This window comes from Shewanella sp. MF05913, assembly GCF_059758095.1.
Map to the genome: position 1 here is coordinate 754,257 of NZ_JCAYNT010000001.1, position 19,599 is coordinate 773,855.

18 protein-coding genes are annotated in these 19,599 nt (G+C 39.4%); 17 read left to right on the top strand and 1 reads right to left on the bottom strand.

Going from position 1 to position 19,599, the window contains the following annotated elements; all coding sequences use genetic code 11:
• Positions 1-29 precede the first annotated feature (29 nt).
• From AC19MV_RS03345 to AC19MV_RS03420, 16 genes are all read left to right on the top strand, one after another.
• Positions 30-464: a DUF2057 family protein gene (locus AC19MV_RS03345; RefSeq protein WP_498305778.1), complete on the top strand. Its 435-nt coding sequence runs from the start codon at positions 30-32 to the stop codon at positions 462-464.
• A 121-nt stretch (positions 465-585) separates the two neighbouring features.
• Positions 586-1,056 carry a MerR family transcriptional regulator gene (locus AC19MV_RS03350; RefSeq protein WP_498305779.1) on the top strand — a complete coding sequence of 157 codons (471 nt, stop codon included), beginning with the start codon at positions 586-588 and terminating at the stop codon, positions 1,054-1,056.
• Entirely contained in the window at positions 1,056-3,302 is a 2,247-nt protein-coding gene (locus AC19MV_RS03355) for a heavy metal translocating P-type ATPase (protein ID WP_498305780.1), read from the top strand. Before AC19MV_RS03350 ends, AC19MV_RS03355 begins: the two co-directional genes overlap by 1 nt.
• 10 nt (positions 3,303-3,312) lie before the next feature.
• On the top strand, positions 3,313-3,663 hold the full coding sequence (locus AC19MV_RS03360) for a cupredoxin domain-containing protein (RefSeq protein WP_192114697.1): 351 nt from the start codon (positions 3,313-3,315) through the stop codon (positions 3,661-3,663).
• 211 nt (positions 3,664-3,874) lie between these two features.
• Positions 3,875-4,240 (top strand): cation transporter, encoded by a 366-nt coding sequence (locus AC19MV_RS03365; protein WP_498305781.1) that lies wholly within the window; start codon positions 3,875-3,877, stop codon positions 4,238-4,240.
• Positions 4,241-4,411: 171 nt separating this feature from the next.
• Positions 4,412-4,798: a hypothetical protein gene (locus tag AC19MV_RS03370; protein ID WP_498305782.1), complete on the top strand. Its 387-nt coding sequence runs from the start codon at positions 4,412-4,414 to the stop codon at positions 4,796-4,798.
• Between the two features lie 123 nt (positions 4,799-4,921).
• Positions 4,922-6,355: a TolC family protein gene (locus AC19MV_RS03375; protein ID WP_498305783.1), complete on the top strand. Its 1,434-nt coding sequence runs from the start codon at positions 4,922-4,924 to the stop codon at positions 6,353-6,355.
• A complete protein-coding gene (locus AC19MV_RS03380) occupies positions 6,352-7,890 on the top strand; it encodes an efflux RND transporter periplasmic adaptor subunit (RefSeq protein WP_498305784.1) in 1,539 nt (512 codons plus the stop codon). Before AC19MV_RS03375 ends, AC19MV_RS03380 begins: the two co-directional genes overlap by 4 nt.
• Before the next feature lie 2 nt (positions 7,891-7,892).
• Entirely contained in the window at positions 7,893-11,024 is a 3,132-nt protein-coding gene (locus tag AC19MV_RS03385; protein WP_498305785.1) for an efflux RND transporter permease subunit, read from the top strand.
• A 211-nt stretch (positions 11,025-11,235) separates the two neighbouring features.
• On the top strand, positions 11,236-11,589 hold the full coding sequence (locus AC19MV_RS03390) for a hypothetical protein (protein WP_498305786.1): 354 nt from the start codon (positions 11,236-11,238) through the stop codon (positions 11,587-11,589).
• A gap of 137 nt (positions 11,590-11,726) precedes the next feature.
• Positions 11,727-12,242, top strand: coding sequence for a DUF411 domain-containing protein (locus AC19MV_RS03395; RefSeq protein WP_498305787.1), 516 nt, complete (start codon positions 11,727-11,729; stop codon positions 12,240-12,242).
• On the top strand, positions 12,239-14,257 hold the full coding sequence (locus AC19MV_RS03400; protein ID WP_498305788.1) for a copper resistance system multicopper oxidase: 2,019 nt from the start codon (positions 12,239-12,241) through the stop codon (positions 14,255-14,257). Before AC19MV_RS03395 ends, AC19MV_RS03400 begins: the two co-directional genes overlap by 4 nt.
• Positions 14,258-14,268: 11 nt before the next feature.
• Positions 14,269-14,982: a copper resistance protein B gene (locus tag AC19MV_RS03405; RefSeq protein WP_498305789.1), complete on the top strand. Its 714-nt coding sequence runs from the start codon at positions 14,269-14,271 to the stop codon at positions 14,980-14,982.
• Between the two features lie 115 nt (positions 14,983-15,097).
• On the top strand, positions 15,098-15,520 hold the full coding sequence (locus tag AC19MV_RS03410) for a copper resistance CopC family protein (protein ID WP_498305790.1): 423 nt from the start codon (positions 15,098-15,100) through the stop codon (positions 15,518-15,520).
• 14 nt (positions 15,521-15,534) lie between these two features.
• Positions 15,535-16,431 (top strand): CopD family protein, encoded by an 897-nt coding sequence (locus tag AC19MV_RS03415; protein ID WP_498305791.1) that lies wholly within the window; start codon positions 15,535-15,537, stop codon positions 16,429-16,431.
• A gap of 27 nt (positions 16,432-16,458) precedes the next feature.
• On the top strand, positions 16,459-16,950 hold the full coding sequence (locus tag AC19MV_RS03420) for a YybH family protein (protein WP_498305792.1): 492 nt from the start codon (positions 16,459-16,461) through the stop codon (positions 16,948-16,950).
• Between the two features lie 181 nt (positions 16,951-17,131).
• On the opposite strand, the gene AC19MV_RS03425 is transcribed toward AC19MV_RS03420, so the two are convergent.
• Complete coding sequence (locus AC19MV_RS03425) at positions 17,132-17,683, bottom strand: CueP family metal-binding protein (RefSeq protein ID WP_498305793.1); 552 nt, start codon at positions 17,681-17,683, stop codon at positions 17,132-17,134.
• Between the two features lie 373 nt (positions 17,684-18,056).
• Here AC19MV_RS03425 and AC19MV_RS03430 point away from each other — a divergent pair, with 373 nt between their 5' ends.
• The gene (locus AC19MV_RS03430) at positions 18,057-19,277 is read left to right on the top strand and encodes an OprD family outer membrane porin (protein WP_498305794.1); all 1,221 of its coding nucleotides are present in this window, start codon (positions 18,057-18,059) and stop codon (positions 19,275-19,277) included.
• Positions 19,278-19,599 lie beyond the last annotated feature (322 nt).

Genomic DNA, 19,599 nt, shown 5'->3' on the forward strand with positions numbered 1-19,599 from the left:
TGAGCATCATAAAGCATCTGGAGTTCCTCATGAAAAAATTTATCGCTATTACACTTTTATCTGCTGTCAGTTCTATGTCTATGGCCGCCACTATTTCATTGCCGGATTATTTAGTATTTACATCCATTGATGGGCAGCCAACTGAACGGTCGAGCACAATTGATATCAATCAAGGACAGCATTTAGTCGAATTACGTTTTTTTGAAGTGTTCACTGCGGGAGCAGATGATACAAACTTTGTTAAGTCAGACTCATTATATTGGAGTTTAAATTTAACAAATGATGAAGATATTCAGGTAAGTACAAAGGATATTTTATCTACGAAAAATGCAAAAAACTTCATTTCATCTCCAGTCATAACTCTTAATAGTGCAAGTATGAGTAATGAAACTGTGACCTTAGTAAATCACGAAGAATTGATGGCTATCATCATGAAGCAACATAGAAAAATGATGAGTCATTAGCACCACTGTGAGGGTGCTATTAATCTGCACCCTCAATTTATAAATAGACTACTAAAAAGTGGACGAGTCATCGAACCGCAAATTGGTGTCTGAAAATAAATTTAGTGTTTTCAGAGGTTTTATGAAGGTTAATCAATTAGCTAAAAAACTCAATGTAACCAGTGACACTGTTAGATTTTATACTCGTATAGGTCTACTCTCTCCCTGTAAGTCACCTGATAATGGATATAAATACTATGGCAAGAAAGATTTGAGCCGTATGCAATTTATCATAAGTTCTCGTCAGCTTGATTTTTCGGTTGAAGAAATTAAGTTGATTTTTTCTAACGCTGACCAAGGTGAAAGTGCCTGTCACCTTGTTAGAACATTAGTAAAACAAAAACTAGATGAAACTGAAGAACAATTTAATAAAACAATGAAATTAAGAGCAAGACTTTTTCAGGCCGTTGAACAATGGTCAGCTATGCCGGATAACTTGCCGACAGGAAACATGGTGTGTCATTTGATTGAAGGTACGCTTCAAGTTGACGGCACTACAGCAAGTGTTACTCAGCATAACAAGATTACATTAACATCAACGGAGGTTAAGTAATGGATCACACTACACACTCACCTATGCAACTAAATATCCTCGGCGCAGGCTGCGCGAGTTGTGTTGGCAAAATTGAAAAAGCGATTAACAGCGTGCAAGGCGTTGATTCGGCCGAAATGAACTTTGCCGACAGAACGGTACTGATTACGGGTAAAGGGTCTGTCGAATTGATTATCAAAGCGGTAGAAAGTGCCGGTTATAACGCCACTCAAATACTGGCAGAGTCGGCAGAAGATGCCATGAACGAGAAAGAACAGGCTGATTTACAACATTATAAAAGTTTATTGCGCCATACCTTTATCGCATTGTCCGTCGGTATTCCGTTGATGATTTATGGACTGTTTATTGGCGAAATGACGGTATCAACCCTATCAGAGCAAGTTGTGTGGGGACTGGTTGGTGTGATGACTCTGGCCATTATGCTGATCTCTGGTAGGCATTTTTATATCGGTGCCTGGAAATCATTTTTAAACCATAACGCCAATATGGACACCCTCATCGCCTTAGGAACCGGTACAGCTTGGGTTTACTCGATGTTGATTGTTGCATTTCCACAATTGTTTCCCGAGATGGCAAGGCATGTATACTTTGAAGCGACCGCAATGATTATTGGTTTAATTAATCTCGGTTTAGCACTTGAAGTTAAAGCTCGCGGTAAAACCTCTGAAGCCATTAAGCGTCTCATTGGCTTGCAAGCTAAAACGGCTCGGGTTATCCGTGATGGAAAAGACCTCGATATCGACATTGCCCATGTATTACTTAACGATCACGTTAGAGTTCGCCCTGGCGAAAAAATCCCCGTCGATGGAGTGGTTATTGAAGGTAACAGCACCATTGATGAATCAATGTTGACCGGTGAGCCAATGCCGGTTGAGAAAGTGCTTGGTGATGATGTGGTCACTGGTACTTTGAATAAATCAGGCTCAATCATATTTAAAGCCACTCGTGTAGGTAAAGATACCGCACTGGCGCGTATTATTAGCATGGTCAAACGGGCGCAAAACTCTAAGCCGCCAATTGGACGTTTAGCTGATGCCATAGCCGCTTATTTTGTGCCAGCCATTATGATCATCGCCATAGTCAGTGCCATGGTGTGGTTTAACTTTGGCCCTGAGCCATCGAGCGTATTTGCCATCGTGTCAGCAACAACGGTATTAATTATTGCTTGCCCTTGTGCGCTAGGACTCGCAACGCCAATGTCGGTCATGGTCGGCGTAGGTAAGGCGGCTGAATCAGGGGTGCTTATTCGTAACGGTGAAGCATTGCAAACCGCGTCTAAAATCACCGCCATGATATTAGATAAAACTGGCACCATTACCGAAGGCAAACCGCAAGTTACCGATATTATTTTGGTTAATGCCGACAGTGAAGAGCAGGTACTAGCCTTGTCTGCTGGAATTGAAAGTCACTCAGAACACCCATTAGCGCAAGCCATTGTTGAAAGCGCACATGCTAGAGGCATTGATGCGATTAACACAGAACACTTTACTGCCATTTCGGGCAAAGGTGTCGAAGCTGAAGTGGATGGCCAGATATTATTATTTGGTAATAAAAAACTGATGCAAGACAAAAATATTGATATTGGATTCAATGAAGCTAAGGCCCAAGTGTTAGCTGAAAATGCTAAAACACCAATGTATTTAGCGCTTGCAGGTAAATTGCTGGCCATTATTGCGGTATCAGATCCGATAAAGCATGATTCAAGCGAAGCGATTGCCAGACTGAAACTCAGCGGTATTAAAGTGATTATGTTAACTGGGGACAATAGAGCGACCGCAGCAGCAGTGGCTAAAAAAGTCGGTATTGATGAATTTTTTGCAGAAGTCATGCCAGAAGATAAAGCCAAAAAAGTGGCTGAACTTCAGCAACAAAATGAAGTGGTTGGTATGACCGGCGATGGCATTAATGACGCCCCCGCATTAGCGTTAGCCGATGTCGGCTTTGCAATTGGAACAGGTACTGATGTGGCGATAGAAAGCGCTGATGTTACCTTAATGCGCGGATCACTTCATGGTTTAGCCGATGCGATAGCCATAAGTAAAGCAACGCTGCGCAACATTAAACAAAACTTGTTTGGTGCATTTATTTATAACGTTGCGGGTATTCCCTTAGCGGCAGGTGTGCTTTTCCCTGTTTTTGGTATTTTGTTAAACCCAGTGATTGCCGGGGCTGCGATGGCCTTTTCATCGCTTACCGTCGTCAGTAACGCCAACCGTTTACGTCTGTTTAAAGCCAAAGAACACTAGGAGATTCAAAATGTTGATTAATTTACTGTGTATCGCATTAATCGGTTTTATTATTTGGTGGTTTTGGCTGTATAAACCATCAAATGAAACTAAGGTTGATGCCAGCACATCGATACTGGTTAAAGACGGGGTGTATTCGCCTGCAAGAATTAACATTAGCGCCAATACGCCGACAGAAATAACCTTTTTACGCCAAGATAAATCCGGATGTTCCGCCACAGTCTTGTTACCCGACTTAGAGATTAGCCAGGATTTAGCGCTGGATAAGCCAACGACGATAGCCTTACCGGCACTAGAAAAGGGTGAGTATCCATTTCATTGTCAGATGCAAATGTATAAAGGAGTATTGATTGTTGAATAATCACTAGTTACCCATAAGTATTTTTCAATATGTTGGTATCAATGATGAAGATAATTGCAGCACTAGAATGTGCATTTTTAACTTTTAAATCAAAATTTTGATTCTAACCTAAGCTGTTTACTGTCTAGGTTAGAAAATTGGCCATATTTTGTTAATTACTTTTTACCTAAATAATCAGAAAAATGATGAGTTAATGATTAAGAGAGACATTATGAGTGATTTTGAACATAGACCGGGCGTTAAAGAAGCCACTTTAGTTGTCAGAAACCTAAGATTAACTGGAGTGGATAATCAAAATTTAGAAGCATTACTGACTGAGATCGACAAACTGTTCGGCATAGACGAAGTTATTTATAATGACAAATCGGGATCTATTTATCTAGCCTATGATGCTAGCCATATCAATTTAGAAGGTATTGAAGCGGTTATCAGAAAGCATGATGCTCATATTCATAACGATTGGTGGACTAATGTGAAGGAAAGTTACTACCAATTTGTGGATCAAAACATCAAAGATAATGCAAATCATCAACCACATAGTTACCACAAACCCCGACAAGGATCCAAGATAAGATAAGACAATTAGAGGTTAATTTATATCGATACTCACTTTCTTTTTGTAAGAGCTTTCGAAGTGTGATCTATGTCAAGTATCAGTCTTTTAAAGTAAAAAAACACTAGAGTTAACTAGGATGATTTAGTCAAGTTGAGTTAAAATTATTAGTACTAATTATATTGGAGTTTTATCTTGAGTCGTATGCGAATTATCACAGTGGTGCTTATCTTGATGACATTTGTCAGTCAAGCTTTTGCGTCTGTGATTTTGCCATGCCCCTCTGATATGAATTCAATGTTAAGTAAATCAAATCCAGTGAATACCGCTGCGACTAACGCTTGCCATCACCAATTAACATCAGATGCTGATGCCGTTAAAACACTTACAGCAGACACTGCTGATTGTTGTGATAATCAATGTGATTGTCCGATAGGTACTTGTTTTTCAATTGCCCTTGAAATGAACATAGTCCAATCAGTGACTATCTCAACTTTGAGTAGTTTTATATCTGGTTTGACTCAAAATACGACTCCGCAATATAACTCTTCTTTATATCGTCCTCCAATATTTTCTTGTTAGATAGGAAAGGCTTGATCAATTTTTGATCGTCTTTCTGTTCATTTATCTTTTTTAAAATAAATTAACAAGATATTACCTTTGTTCGAATTCAATTTGAGCATTGGTGATTAATTTGGAGGCTTTATGTCTTTAATTTACAAGAGATTGGGTGAAATTTACACTCAATATATTCTAATAGTAGTGATGTCCTTTATTGGTATTAGCGCTGCGGTATATGCGGCAGAACCAGTACAGACATTATCACTGGAAGAAGCAGTTTATCTCTCTCAATCAAACGATCCCTGGTTAGTCAGTAATCAATTTCAACAAGATGCTATTAAATCTGAAAGTATCGCGGCAGGAACCTTACCAGATCCAAAAATCAGTGTTGGTTTAGCTAATTTGTCCATAAACACTTTTGATTTTGGACAAGAAGCAATGACTCAAATGAAAATTGGTGTCACTCAAATGTTTCCCCGTGGGGATAGCTTAAGTTTACGCCAACAACAACTTGAGTTAACGGCTGAGCAATATCCTTTCTTAAGACAAGATAGACGAGCAAAGTTAAGTGTCACCACAGCTCAAATTTGGTTTGATGTATATAAAGCGCAAGAGAGCATTGCACTGATTGAGCGCAATCGTAACTTATTTGAACAACTATCAGATGTTGTTAAAGCAGGGTATTCATCTGCTTTAGTTAAATCTAATCAGCAGGATATTATTCGTGCTCAGTTAGAGGTGACCCGTCTTGAAGATAAGCTGACCGTTTTGGCTCAGCAAGAAGATATGTTTAAACAGAAATTATCTGAATGGGTGGGTAAGGCATTTGTTGATGAATATCGAATAGATCATGAACAAGATTATGAGCTGTTATTTTCGACGTTTACCGTCCCTAATATACTTCCTCAAATTAAACTAATGAATCCTAATCTTTATTTCGATGAGGAAAAAAGCCAACATTACCAACAGGCTCTGTATGAAGCGTTCTCTGTTCATCCACTCATTTCAGCATTAGAGCAAAGAATTGAATCAAGCCGAAAAGGTGTCGAGTTAAAAAAGCAATTGTACAAGCCTGAATGGGGTGTAGATGCTGGATACAGTTATCGAGGCGATGATCCTATGGGTAATTCTCGCGATGATTTGCTATCAATTGGCGTGAGTTTTGATTTACCAATATTTACTTCGTCAAAACAAGACAAGCAAGTTCAAGCCGCTATTTATCAATCTGAATCAATTAAAACGGAAAAGTGGTTACTGCTTCGAAACATGATGGCGTCATATGGTACTGCAAAAGCGCAACTTCTTAAATTGGAACAACGTCAGACACTCTATAACGATTTTTTATTACCTCAAATGCAAGATCAAGCTGATGCGTCGCTTACGGCTTACACAAATGATAAGGGTGATTTCGCTGAAGTCGTACGTTCCCTCATTGCTCAATTAAATACTCAATTAGATGCTTTGGCCATTAACGTTGATTTACAGAAAGTTAAAGTTCAATTGAACTATTTTTTTACCCCTAAAGTGGGCCCAGTTAGCATCTCACATAAATCTTATGTTGATGGAGAAGTAAAATGAACAGCAATTTGAAAATGATCAGCATATTAGTTATCGGTATTCTTACTGGTATTAGTGCGACAATTCTATATACACCACAGAATCAAGTAGTTTCAGAGGACAAAGCAAAAGCTAAGCCATCATATTGGGTCGCACCTATGAATCCTAATTTTCGTAGCGATAAACCCGGGAAATCACCCATGGGTATGGACATGATACCAGTGTACGAAGATGCAGTAGGCTCGACAGATTTTGGGCCGGGAGCCGTTACTATATCGCCAGCTGTGATTAATAAACTGGGTGTACGCACAACTGAAGTCACTTTAGGTACACTTCAAAATAATATTAAAACAGTGGGTTATGTTCAATATGATCAAGACCACCTTATTTATATTAATCCTAGGGTAGATGGATGGATTGAAGAATTATATGTCAAAGCTGCTGGTGATCCGGTTATTAAAGGACAACCTATATATTCAATTTATTCGCCGGCTTTAGTTAACGCGCAAGAGGAAATGTTACTAGCATTAAATCGAAAAGATCAGCGCCTAATTACAGCATCTGAAGAACGATTAAAAGCGTTACAAATACCAAGCTCGGCAATTCAAGCGCTACGTAAAAATAGGACGGTCAAACAAAATATTACATTTTATGCTCCTCAAAGTGGAGTGATTGATAATTTGAATATACGGGAAGGATCTTTTGTTAAACCGGGTATGACAATGTTTTCAATTGGTTCATTATCACAGGTATGGGTCGAGGCTGAGATTTTTGAACGCCAAGCCAACATGGTTAAAGTTGGGCAAGTTGTTGAAATTAAATTAGATTATTTGCCTGGTCAATTTTGGCAGGGCAAAGTTGATTACGTCTATCCGACATTAGACAGTAAAACAAGAACGTTAAAAGTGAGATTACGTTTCGATAATACCAATGCGGCATTAAAGCCAAATATGTTTGCACAGGTGTCGATCAAAACATTAAGTGATGAGGACGTATTACTGTTACCAAGGGAGGCGGTTATTAGAACCGGAAACTCTGATCGAGTAGTACTTGCTCTCGGTGAAGGTAAATATAAATCTGTTGCAGTGACGGTAGGGCGATTTGATGATGACAGTATTCAAATTGAATCAGGGCTGTATGAGGGCGATGTTGTCGTCTCATCTGCACAGTTTTTATTGGATTCAGAATCAAATAAAACCTCGGATCTTAGACGTATGACAGCACATGAAGATGAGCAATCCGATATCCAAGCCATCACCTCTGATACCGCCTGGGTAGAAGCAAAAGTAAATAGTCTTATGGCTGCACATCGAATGATTAATGTGGACCATCAAGCTGTCAGTGAATGGGAATGGCCACAAATGACCATGGACTTTACTGTTGATGACAGTGTGGATTTCTCTGTATTTACCGTTGGTGCTGTGCTTCATATTGAATTAGAAAAAACATCAGATGGCGCGGTCAAAGTGGTAAATATACACAATCCCAAAACCACAGATGATGTTTCTAACACAACACATAAAGCTGATCATTCAGGAATGGAGTTGGGAGAATAGTCATGATTGAATCAATTATACGTTGGTCTGTTGCGAACAGATTTTTTGTCTTGCTTGCCAGTGCCATTCTCGTCGGTGCGGGTTTATTTTCTCTTAAAAATACCCCTATTGATGCTTTGCCTGATTTATCTGACGTTCAGGTAATCATTAAAACAAGTTATCCAGGTCAAGCCCCTCAAGTGGTCGAAGATCAGGTCACTTATCCATTGACGACGGCTATGCTGTCTGTGCCAGGTGCAGTAACGGTAAGGGGCTTCTCATTTTTTGGTGATTCATATGTCTATGTCATCTTTGATGAAGAAACCGATTTATATTGGGCACGTAGTCGTGTGTTGGAGTACCTCAGTCAAGTCGTTTCAACGTTACCGGATAATGCAAAACCTCAATTAGGCCCTGATGCAACAGGAGTGGGTTGGGTATATTTATATGCACTCGTCGATAGAACAGGTAAGCACGATATTAGTGAGTTACGCAGTCTACAGGACTGGTTTTTAAAGTATGAATTACAAACTGTCCCAGGCGTGTCTGAAGTGAGTGCTCTAGGTGGGATGGTCAAACAGTATCAGATTAAGGTAGACCCTGATAAATTGCGTGCCTTTGGAATACCTTTAACTGCCATTCAAATGGCGATTAACCGTGGTAATCAAGAGATTGGTGCCTCAGTTGTCGAAATTGCTGAAGCAGAATATATGGTTCGCGCAACAGGGTATCTTGAGAATAAGGAAGATATAGGCAATATCCCTTTAGGCGTTAACAATAATGGTACACCATTGCTGTTAAAAGACGTTGCGGATATAGGGACGGGACCGCAAATGCGACGAGGCGTTGTCGATCTCAATGGTGAAGGTGAGACGGTTGGCGGCATTATTGTGATGCGATTTGGTGAAAATGCACAAAAGACTATTGATGGCGTTAAAGCTAAATTAGAGACATTGAAGAAAGGGCTTCCTGAGGGCGTGGAAGTAGTGACCGTTTATGATCGCAGTGGTTTGATTGAGCGAGCTGTATCGAACCTAGGGTTTAAACTGTTAGAGGAATTTTTAGTCGTTGCTTTAGTCTGTATGGTCTTTTTGGCGCATGTAAGATCATCACTTGTAGCGATCGTTAGTTTGCCTGTAGGGATTTTAAGTGCTTTTACTATCATGCACTTGCAGGGTTTAAATGCCAATATCATGTCTTTAGGTGGTATTGCTATTGCAATTGGTGCCATGGTCGATGGTGCCATCGTCATGATTGAAAATATGCATAAACATATGGAACGAACGCCATTGACGCCTGAAAACCGATGGCAGATCGTTGCGCGATCTGCCAGCGAAGTTGGCCCAGCATTATTTTTTAGTCTACTGATTATTACTGTTAGTTTTTTACCGGTATTTACCCTCGAAGCACAGGAGGGAAGGATGTTTTCACCACTCGCATTTACTAAAACTTACGCAATGGCTGCATCGGCAGCGTTAGCTATTACCTTAGTACCAGTGCTAATGGGATACTTTATTCGGGGAAAAGTGCTTCCTGAACACAAAAACCCCGTTAATCGATTGTTAACTGCGGCATATATGCCTGTGCTGAAAACAGTATTGGCATTTCCAAAGATAACCCTCCTATTTGCGTTATTTGTGCTGGCTATTGGTGTTTGGCCGCTAAATAAAATTGGTAGTGAGTTTATGCCTCCATTAGATGAAGGCGATCTAATGTATATGCCAACAACTTACCCTGGTATTTCTATTGGTAAAGCTCGAGAGTTAGTGCAACAAATGGATAAGTTGATTTACACCGTGCCCGAGGTTAAAACCGTTTTTGGCAAAGTTGGCCGAGCAGATTCGGCAACGGATCCAGCACCTTTGACAATGGTGGAGACGTTTATTCAACTTAAGCCAAAAAGTGAATGGAGAGAAGGCCTGACGACTGAGAGTTTAAAACAAGAATTAGACTCTTTAGTTAAGTTACCCGGTGTGACGAACGCATGGGTAATGCCCATTAAAACCCGAATTGACATGTTAGCGACAGGGATCAAAACGCCTGTAGGCATTAAAATTGCAGGCCCTAGTCTCAATGAAATTGAGCAAATAGGTAAACAATTAGAGGAAATTCTAAAAAATGTTGAAGGGACTGCGTCAGTATATGCTGAGAGGGTTGCAGGTGGACGTTATATCAAAGTTGATATCCAAAGGGAAAATGCAGCCCGGTATGGTTTAAATATAGCGGATGTTCAACAAGTTGTGGCTACAGCGATCGGTGGTATGAATATTTCACAAACAGTTGAAGGCTTAGAGCGGTATCCTATTAATTTACGCTATCCTCAGGATTATCGTAATTCTCCTGAAGCATTAGCTTTATTGCCTATTGTCACTCCGCAAGGTTTGAGGATTTCTTTGGGGGATGTAGCGGATATTGTTATTGAAAATGGACCACCAGGCATTAAAAGTGAAAATGCTCGCCTTAATGGTTGGGCTTATATTGATATTGATGGTGTCGATATCGGTAGTTATGTTGAAATAGCCCAAAAAGTTGTCAGTGATAAACTGGTACTACCCGCGGGTTACTCTATCACTTGGGCTGGTCAATATGAATATATGGAAAGGGCTAAAGCAAAGCTTACTTACGTAGTGCCATTAACGTTATTTATTATCATTATTTTATTGTTTATGAATTTCCGCAATGTTGTTGAGGTCGGGATTATTGTAGGAACATTGCCTTTTGCTATGGTGGGTAGCATCTGGTTAATGTATCTACAAGGTTTCAACTTTTCAGTTGCTGTAGGGGTAGGGTTTATTGCATTGGCGGGTGTCGCTGTCGAAATTGGTGTCATTATGCTTGTCTATTTAAACCAAGCTTATAGAGAAGCGATTGATCATAGTTCGCAGCAACTAGAAACGTTTGATGAACTAAAGTTGACTCAATCTGTTATTCAAGGTGCAGGTATGCGTGTACGTCCTGTAATGATGACCGCAGCGGCAATCATAGCAGGGTTATTACCGATCCTTTATGGTACAGGAACAGGTTCCGAGGTGATGAGTCGAATTGCTGCGCCAATGGTAGGCGGAATGGTCAGTGCAATCATACTGACACTATTAATTGTTCCTGTTGTGTTCTTCTTATGGCGTCGTACTCAATTGAGACATGAGAAACGATAGTGTTAAGTTGATTAGAATATCGATGCAGATAAAACTATCTGCATCGATTTATTTTATGTTTAATTGATTTTAATTCTAGTTATTAGAATGATGTTCTAATAACTATTTAATGTAACATTGTTAATAAAATATTCATTGCTAAACTAAGATTTTCTTATTATCATTATTCTATAATCATTGGAGATATATTTTGCGTAGAGTCCATTTAATCATGATGTTTGTTTTACTGACGTTCGTCGGTCAAACTTTTGCGTCTGCGATTATGCCTGGTACTATGCCAATGAGTTCAATGACGACTTCAAATATGCCTGCTGAAAATGGCAAAGCATGTCATGACGCTAGTATGCAAATGGATATGCAAATGGATATGAATGATGGTGCGGATGATAGTTGTTGCGCCCAAGCGTGCCATTGTCCTGTCGGTTCATGTTTATCAGTCGCTTTAACGATGGCAATGCCAACGCTTAAATCAGAAGTCAGCTTAGTTAATTCTGCAACAATGTTTACCTCAGCACTAATGCCTCAGTATTTTTCATCTTTATACCGTCCTCCAATATTTGCCTAACATAGGCACAGTTACGCCTTTTTTTTGCTAACTGTCCTAGCCAATCATGTAGTTTCAATTTTTTAACTTTTTCGGTTAATAAACTGACATTAAACCGCGTTGTTTAATGTGACGAAATTTGATTTGGAGGCAATATTATGTCTGCTCTATATCGCAATTCTATTCGTTTTTTTCGTGTCATAGGTACTATTTTTATTCTGCAAATTATGGGAGGGATGTTACCTGCCCATGCAGCGGAGCCCGACACTACGGCGCCATTACTCACTGTTTATAAAGATGCCAATTGTGGCTGTTGTGAGAAATGGCTTACTCATATTAGTGAGCGTGGATTTAGTGTTGATGCCTACAATATTAACAACCTTTATGAGTTTAAACTGTCAAAGGGTATTCCTGCTTCAATGCAATCTTGCCATACCGCAGTGTCATCTCAAGGTTATGTGTTTGAAGGGCATATCCCTGCAAAATTCATTAGTCGTTTTTTAGCCACCCCCCCTAAAGATGCTATCGGCCTAACCGTACCCGCTATGCCTGTGGGCAGCCCTGGTATGGAGTACCAAGATAAATTTATGCCATACCAAGTCTTACTGTTGAAAAATGATGGCAGTAGCCAGGTATACGCCCAAGTAAACTCGCTTGAGGAGTCTGTACAATGAAATCGCAATACATGATAAAACCCATGATTCAAACGACAAACAGTGAACTCAACAACAGCCGACGCCGGTTTGTGTTTGGTGCATCCGCCATGTTGGCATTGATGTCGATCCCTTTCCCTAAAAATGCCTTTGCCAATGCGTTAAGCCAATCGTTGAGCCAGCTTTCAGGCAAAGTGTTCGACTTATCAATTGACTATAAAATGGTTAATTTTACCGGGAAATCTGCTCGAGCCACTGTGGTAAACCAAGTTCTTCCCGCGCCGTTATTACGTTGGAAAGAAGGTGAAACAGTCACCTTAAGAGTAAAAAACAATCTCGACCATGATAGCTCTATTCACTGGCACGGGATTATTTTACCCACCGAAATGGACGGTGTGCCTGGCTTTAGCTTTGATGGCATTAAACCCGGTGAAACATTTGAGTATCAATTTACCGTTCAGCAAAGTGGCACATATTGGTATCACAGTCATTCAGGCTATCAAGAACAAACCGGTTTATTCGGCGCTATTGTGATTGATCCTGCAACCCCCGATCCGATCATATATGACCGTGACTATGTGATCATGCTGTCTGATTGGTCTGACGAAGCCCCTGAAAACATTTATGCCAAATTAAAGAAACAAGCCGATTACTATAATTACCGTGAGCGTACGGTAATGGATTTTTTCTCTGACGTGAATAAAAATGGCTTAGCCAATACGTGGAACGCCCGTTCGATGTGGAATAACGCGCGCATGAGTGACAGAGACATATCTGATGTTACGGGTTCAACTTACACCTATTTAATGAATGGCAATCCTCCGCAACAGGGCTGGCAAGGGTTGTTTGAACAAGGTGAGAAAGTACGCTTGCGCTTTATTAATAGTTCTGCAATGACCATATTTGATGTGCGTATACCGGGTCTCAAAATGAGTGTTGTTGCCAGTGATGGTCAGAACATTCAACCGGTTTCTGTGGATGAATTTCGAATAGGTGTTGCTGAAACCTACGATGTGGTTATTGAGCCAGAGGTTGACTATGCCTACTGTATTTTTGCTCAGAGTATTGACCGCACCGGCTTTACGGTAGGTAACCTTACCTCTGATGCCAGTTTACATGCTCTTATTCCCCCAATGGACCCTAGGCCAGTACTTGGCCACAGTGATATGGGCATGGACATGAATGGCATGGACATGAGTGGTATGGATCATAGCAAGATGGACATGGGCGCCGGTGAGATGTCAGGCATGGACCATAGCAAGATGGACATGGGCGCAGGTGAGATGTCAGGCATGGACCACAGCAAGATGGCTATGGGTGGCGGTGATATGCCCGGCATGGATCATAGCAAGATGGCTATGGGCGCAGATGATATGTCAGGCATGGATCACAGCAAGATGCCTATGGGTGGCGGTGATATGTCAGGCATGGATCATAGCAAGATGGCTATGGGCGCTGCGAAAGCGACAGTCTCAGCCCTAGGGCTTGCAGGCTTTGGCAGTAACAATGAAATTAAACACATTGATACCGAGTTTGGTCCGCAAGTGGATATGCGTGCCGATGCCCCAAAAAGTGGCTTACATGATCCTGGTATCGGGCTGCGCGACCATCAACAGCAATTCAACCGTAAAGTATTAACTTATGGCGATATTAAAGGCTTACATCCTACTTACGACACGCGCCAACCAAGCCGCGAAATTCAACTGCATTTAACCGGCAATATGAACCGATATATGTGGTCTGTGAATGGAGTGAAATTTATGGACGCCGCGCCATTAGAGTTTGAATACGGAGAAAGACTGCGGATCACCTTAGTTAACGACACTATGATGACTCACCCTATGCATTTGCATGGTATGTGGAGTGAGTTAGAGACAGGCGACCCTGATTTTATTCCACGTAAGCACACGGTATTAGTTCAGCCGGGCTCTAAGATCAGTTACTTAGTCACCGCCGATGCCAAAGGGCAATGGGCATATCATTGCCACTTGTTATTCCACATGCCAGGCATGTTCAGAAAAGTCGTGGTGAAATAAGGGGAATACAGATGAATAAAACGAATTTAATGGCCTTGGGACTGTTGAGTCTGAGCGCCACATTGACCAGTACAGCTGTGTTTGCCGGCGGTAATGATGATCCACTATTAACAAAAGTCATGCTGGATCAATTTGAAAAAGGCGTTGATCCGCAAGATCCTACCCAGTTTAGTGCACAAGCCTGGTTAGGTTACGATTTGAATAAGTTGTGGTTTAAAACTGAAGGTGAATATTCAAATAGTGATAAACAAGATTTTGAAATTCAGGCTCTTTACAGTAAACCCATCGCACCATACTGGGATGTACAATTCGGTATTAAAACCGATATCAAACCAACGCCGAACCGTAATTGGGCTGTGATTGGGGTTCAAGGGTTAGCGCCATATTTTTTTGATATTGACGCGGCCTTATTCATAGGTGACCAAGGCCGTACGGCTATGCGTTTGAGTGCGGAATATGAACTGTTAATCACTCAAAAATTGATATTAACACCTGAAGTAGAAGTTAATTTATTTGGTAAGGACGATGCAGAACTTGGAATAGGCTCAGGCTTATCTGACGTCAGTGCAGGGCTGCGATTGAGATATGAGATTGTTCGAGAGTTCGCGCCCTATATCGGTGTGGATTGGCGTCAGAAACTCGGTAATACCGCCGATTACGCCCGAATTGAAGGGGAGGATACACAAGAAACCCAGTTTGTCATTGGTTTTAGAGCGTGGTTCTAAGACGTCGTTCGTACACTGAGTTTTAAGCTTGGCGCCAAGATGCTAGATAAGCCAATATTTAATCATTTATATAAACCGTTTTTCAATTGTTATAAACAATATTAAAGGAAATATCATGAAATTATTTAACAACGTTTTAGTCGTAACAAGTCTATTCCTGAGTGCTTCAGCATTTGCTCATGTCGGACTGGGCAGTTCTATGCCCGCTAACGGAGCCATGCTAAGTCAAGCCCCAACAACCCTTGAACTGACCTTTACGGCTCCGGTACGTTTGGTCAAATTAACAATGCAAGATGAGAAGCAACAAAGCGTACCGCTAACATTACCTTCAAGTACGACCAGCCAAGCAGTATTTTCATTCGCTCTACCAGCATTAAGCGCAGCTAATTACACGGTTAACTGGATGATCATGGGTGATGACGGTCATAAAATGAAAGGCAACATGAGCTTTATGCTTCACGACTCTGGCATGAACACTCGCAGTGCACCGCCTATGACAATGGATCATGAGACTAGCGAGCACACTGCACATCAATAAGTGGATGAGTAAACATGATATTAACCGTATTTGAAATATCGGTGTTGATATCTAAATGGGTTATCTATCTAAGTGTTGCCGCCGTTATTGGCGGCACATTGATGCAATACCTCATTAAGGGTCAACCGAACCTCGGTATTAGCGTTGCAAAATATACCGGCCTAGGTGCCGTTTTGGGATTGATTGCCGTTAGTATCAATTATTTTGCTCAAGTAGGGGCTTTTGCTGAAAACGGCTTGATGGGAATATTTGATGTGCAGATGCATGCTTTTCTGTGGCCAACCCAGGTAGGGCAAACGGTGCTTTGGCGCTTAATCGGCTTTGGGTTAATGCTAGTGGCTAGTGGTTTACTGTTACATAAGAACCGCTATATCAAAAAGTTTTCTGCGGTATTAGCGATTCTCAGCAGTCTGTTAATTGCTGTCACGTTTACTTTTATAGGCCATAGCACTGAGCTGGGATTGCTTGCTCAAGGCTTAATATTGATACACGTGTTGATCATTGGCAGTTGGATAGGCGCTTTTTATCCATTATGGAAATTATGCAGCACCGATGACAACATCGTCATAAAAAATGTCATGGATACATTTGGTCGTTTAGGCATAGTGATTGTCATTCTCGTGTTGCTTTCAGGCATGGGAATGGTGTGGATGTTGTTTGATAGTCCCACTGAATTATTCAGTTCCAATTATGGTATTGCGGTCACCATCAAGCTCTGTTTGGTGGCTATCATTTTGTTTATAGCAGCATGGCATAAATTGGTTTTAGTACCGAAATTAACGATTGAGAACCCATCACTCGCCAAACAAAAACTACAAAAATCGATTGGATTAGAAGCATTAATAGCAGTACTGATATTAGCGACAACAGCGGTACTTTCGAGCGTGCTAGGTCCTATGAGCCTTGGATAATCACTATAAATTAACAGAGAGATAAAAATGAATAATAGACCTTTAACAATACTCATAACGACCGGAATATTACTGATGTCAGCAGGACAAAGCTCATTGAGCTTCGCCCATGGTGATGAAACTCACCTCATAGAACAAAAAGCGTTTATCGGTGTTGATTCCGCCGCGGGTAATGTCGTCAAACAATTTCATGCTGCATTACAAATGGGCAATGAAGCTATTGTCAGGCAGTCATTAGCAGCCAATGTGCAAATTTATGAAGGTGGAAAAGTAGAACGTTCACTTACGGATTATGCCAATCATCACATGCTTGCAGATATGGCCTACTTAAAAGGGTTAACCATAACGCCAAAAGAACACCAAATAACGATTACGGGTGACATTGCTATTTCAACGTCAGTAAGTCACGCCCAAGGTGAATATAAAGGTAAAAGTATTGACTCAATTACCATGGAAACGCTTGTGTTAATTAAACAAGAAGATGGTCATTGGAAAATAACCCACGTGCACTGGTCGTAACTAATAAAAGTTTCATCAACCAGATAAGGGATTATCTTGAGCTTCTTTGTAGGTGCTCCCAAGAAAACCACAAAGACTCGGATCATGTTAATGCATGATATTTTATGGAAAAGGATTTCCATTTTTTATATAAAAAAAGACCGGAATAACTCCAGTCTTATTTTTATTTTGCATTAAAATATTAACTTTCAATAAGTTTCATAGTAGTAATGCAAGTTCTATCGTTATTAAAAGTAGACAGTACCTCTCTCGCCACTCTTTCGCTTCCATCTTTTGCTTTATGATAAATATTGAATGCTAAATTTTTATTTTTTGGAACCCAAAAGTCTATAAATCCATCACGTTGTGTCGTCACTTTTTTGTCTATTAATGTTTCACCTGTATCAGTATCAATCATGACAACTTTCATTACTTGATTTTTTATCTCACCGGTACAACCTGTTAAAACATGATTAGTACATGGATGAGAGCTATTAATGTACGGAGCTATTGAAAGAAAGAATTGATCTTTTGGTATTGCTACAGAACTACTTTTACCATCTGAGAAAGTTGCAACTATTCTATTGGGTAAAACTTTTATCATTATCCCTTCATTATTTTTATATAGTGTATGTGCTGTTGTAACAGCACTCTTATAGTCTAAGTCTTTAAACGTTTCTGAATTTATTGTTGTGGCATATGATTGACTTGAAAATGCAATTATAAGTCCTAATAGAATATTTTTTTTAATCATGATATTAATCTTCCTATGTTGTTTTTTTGTGAGTAAATATATTTTCTATTTTATTGTAATGTTTGTGGTTTATTTTATATTGATCTAATTAACATTATTGATATAAATTTAATATTTTTTGTTGTTTTTAACCTGCGTTTTAAGTGCTTTTTAAAATATTGTTTCACCTATGTTTTTGACTCTGGTTTTAAACCTATGTCTTATTTTTATTTGTTATTTGTGTTGGTTTAATGTTTTTGTTGTGAAATGGATCACTGTTAAAAATGTTGTTATTTGTATTATTGATTGGGTTTGTAATTTATTTGTTTACCTTTGGTTTTTTGTTTTACTCAATATGGTTTCTTTTTTGTAACTTAACGGTAATAAGGTTTATATGTTTAAATATAATAAATATTTTTTGGTGCTATTAGCAATAAGTAATAATGCATTCTCTAATGGTGATGTTGAAAGCTTTTCTGAATGGATACACAATGGTAATGTTGGAGGTACAGCGAAGTCGTACTATTTCGAACAAGATTTTGACGATTCAAATGCAGAGAATAGCTCGGTTTGGGTGAATGGTGGTAATGTTACTTTTAATACATCAGAGTTTAATGGGTTTAAATTGGGAGGAGAAGTACAGGGATCATACGTTAGTAATATTAATGATGATGATGATAGAACTGCGGGCAGTATAAACGCACAAGGTCTTGTATTGTCAGAAGCTTTTTTGAAGTATCAGTTTGGTGGTACGGTGTTTTCTGGAGGTAGACAACACTTTTCATCACCCTTGATCGCTAACTCAGGTTCAAGATTAATAAAAGAGTCTTTTGAAATGTATCAGGTATCTTCAAGTCATTTTGAGGATACAGATATTTCGATTGGTTATGTGACTAAATATCAGACTCGAACAGATAAATCATTTTATGTTGATAATGAATTTGTTGATTTTGATTATAATGGTTCTGGTTCCCCTGGCGACTTTTATAAAATTGGCAATGATGGCGTATTTTACGCACAAGTTAATAAACGGATAGCTAAAAAAGTTAAAGTTAACTCACAGTACGCAAATGTAATAAATGAAGTTCAAGCACTTTATGCTGATGTAGAATATACATTGCCAACTAACTTTAACAGTTATATTGCGGTGCAGTACTACAAAACGAAGTGGGATAAGAATGAAATAGTTGATAATGATCTTTTGGGCTTTAAAGTGGGTTTCAGCCAAGGGGGAGTAGATTTTTTCGCTGGTTATACATTAGCTGGAGGAAATGAAGGTGAAAATAGAGTTTTTAGAGGCATAGGTCAAGGAGCTTATTATCAGTTTACTGCAACTACTAAAACTGCGGGTGTTGCTGCATTTGAAGCGGGCACAAATTCGTATCAACTGGGGTTAGGTTCTACAGTCTTTAATGTTAAAGGTAAATTGTTTTATACCTCTTTTGATAACCCCATAGTTGGAAAAGATTTAAATGAATGGACGGTTAATCTTGCATATCAATTTGATGGTAAACTAGCTAATTGCGGTATATCAGTTGATTTTTCAATATTGGATTATGAAAATAATCAAAATGATTCTACTGATTTAAGGACGAAATTCACTTATAGCTTTTAGAGGTTATAATTTATTTAAATTTATTTTTTATAAATTTAAACTATTTAATAATGTTATTTTAATTGTAAGTTCAGGCCGCATTAATCTGCTTGGATTTACAGTTTACATGATAAATTATCTCTAGATGATTAAAAGTAAAAAAAACTTGTTGGTTAATAATTGTCTCAATGTCCACTTTTACATTATAACTGTGATCATAGACAGGATCTTTAGCAATAAACCTATATTTTAGATAGAAAAAAGGCCTTATTTATGATCTGATAATTGTCGCCAAACAAATCAACCTGAACAATAAATAAAGCCAATGACAATTATCACCTTA

Excerpts from the sequence above, each read along its gene's own strand:
- AC19MV_RS03345 (WP_498305778.1), top strand. The coding sequence starts at position 30 with ATGAAAAAATTTATCGCTATTACACTTTTATCTGCTGTCAGTTCTATG.
- AC19MV_RS03350 (WP_498305779.1), top strand. The coding sequence starts at position 586 with ATGAAGGTTAATCAATTAGCTAAAAAACTCAATGTAACCAGTGACACT.
- AC19MV_RS03355 (WP_498305780.1), top strand. The coding sequence starts at position 1,056 with ATGGATCACACTACACACTCACCTATGCAACTAAATATCCTCGGCGCA.
- AC19MV_RS03360 (WP_192114697.1), top strand. The coding sequence starts at position 3,313 with ATGTTGATTAATTTACTGTGTATCGCATTAATCGGTTTTATTATTTGG.
- AC19MV_RS03365 (WP_498305781.1), top strand. The coding sequence starts at position 3,875 with ATGAGTGATTTTGAACATAGACCGGGCGTTAAAGAAGCCACTTTAGTT.
- AC19MV_RS03375 (WP_498305783.1), top strand. The coding sequence starts at position 4,922 with ATGTCTTTAATTTACAAGAGATTGGGTGAAATTTACACTCAATATATT.
- AC19MV_RS03380 (WP_498305784.1), top strand. The coding sequence starts at position 6,352 with ATGAACAGCAATTTGAAAATGATCAGCATATTAGTTATCGGTATTCTT.
- AC19MV_RS03385 (WP_498305785.1), top strand. The coding sequence starts at position 7,893 with ATGATTGAATCAATTATACGTTGGTCTGTTGCGAACAGATTTTTTGTC.
- AC19MV_RS03390 (WP_498305786.1), top strand. The coding sequence starts at position 11,236 with ATGATGTTTGTTTTACTGACGTTCGTCGGTCAAACTTTTGCGTCTGCG.
- AC19MV_RS03395 (WP_498305787.1), top strand. The coding sequence starts at position 11,727 with ATGTCTGCTCTATATCGCAATTCTATTCGTTTTTTTCGTGTCATAGGT.
- AC19MV_RS03400 (WP_498305788.1), top strand. The coding sequence starts at position 12,239 with ATGAAATCGCAATACATGATAAAACCCATGATTCAAACGACAAACAGT.
- AC19MV_RS03405 (WP_498305789.1), top strand. The coding sequence starts at position 14,269 with ATGAATAAAACGAATTTAATGGCCTTGGGACTGTTGAGTCTGAGCGCC.
- AC19MV_RS03410 (WP_498305790.1), top strand. The coding sequence starts at position 15,098 with ATGAAATTATTTAACAACGTTTTAGTCGTAACAAGTCTATTCCTGAGT.
- AC19MV_RS03415 (WP_498305791.1), top strand. The coding sequence starts at position 15,535 with ATGATATTAACCGTATTTGAAATATCGGTGTTGATATCTAAATGGGTT.
- AC19MV_RS03420 (WP_498305792.1), top strand. The coding sequence starts at position 16,459 with ATGAATAATAGACCTTTAACAATACTCATAACGACCGGAATATTACTG.
- AC19MV_RS03425 (WP_498305793.1), bottom strand. The coding sequence starts at position 17,683 with ATGATTAAAAAAAATATTCTATTAGGACTTATAATTGCATTTTCAAGT.
- AC19MV_RS03430 (WP_498305794.1), top strand. The coding sequence starts at position 18,057 with ATGTTTAAATATAATAAATATTTTTTGGTGCTATTAGCAATAAGTAAT.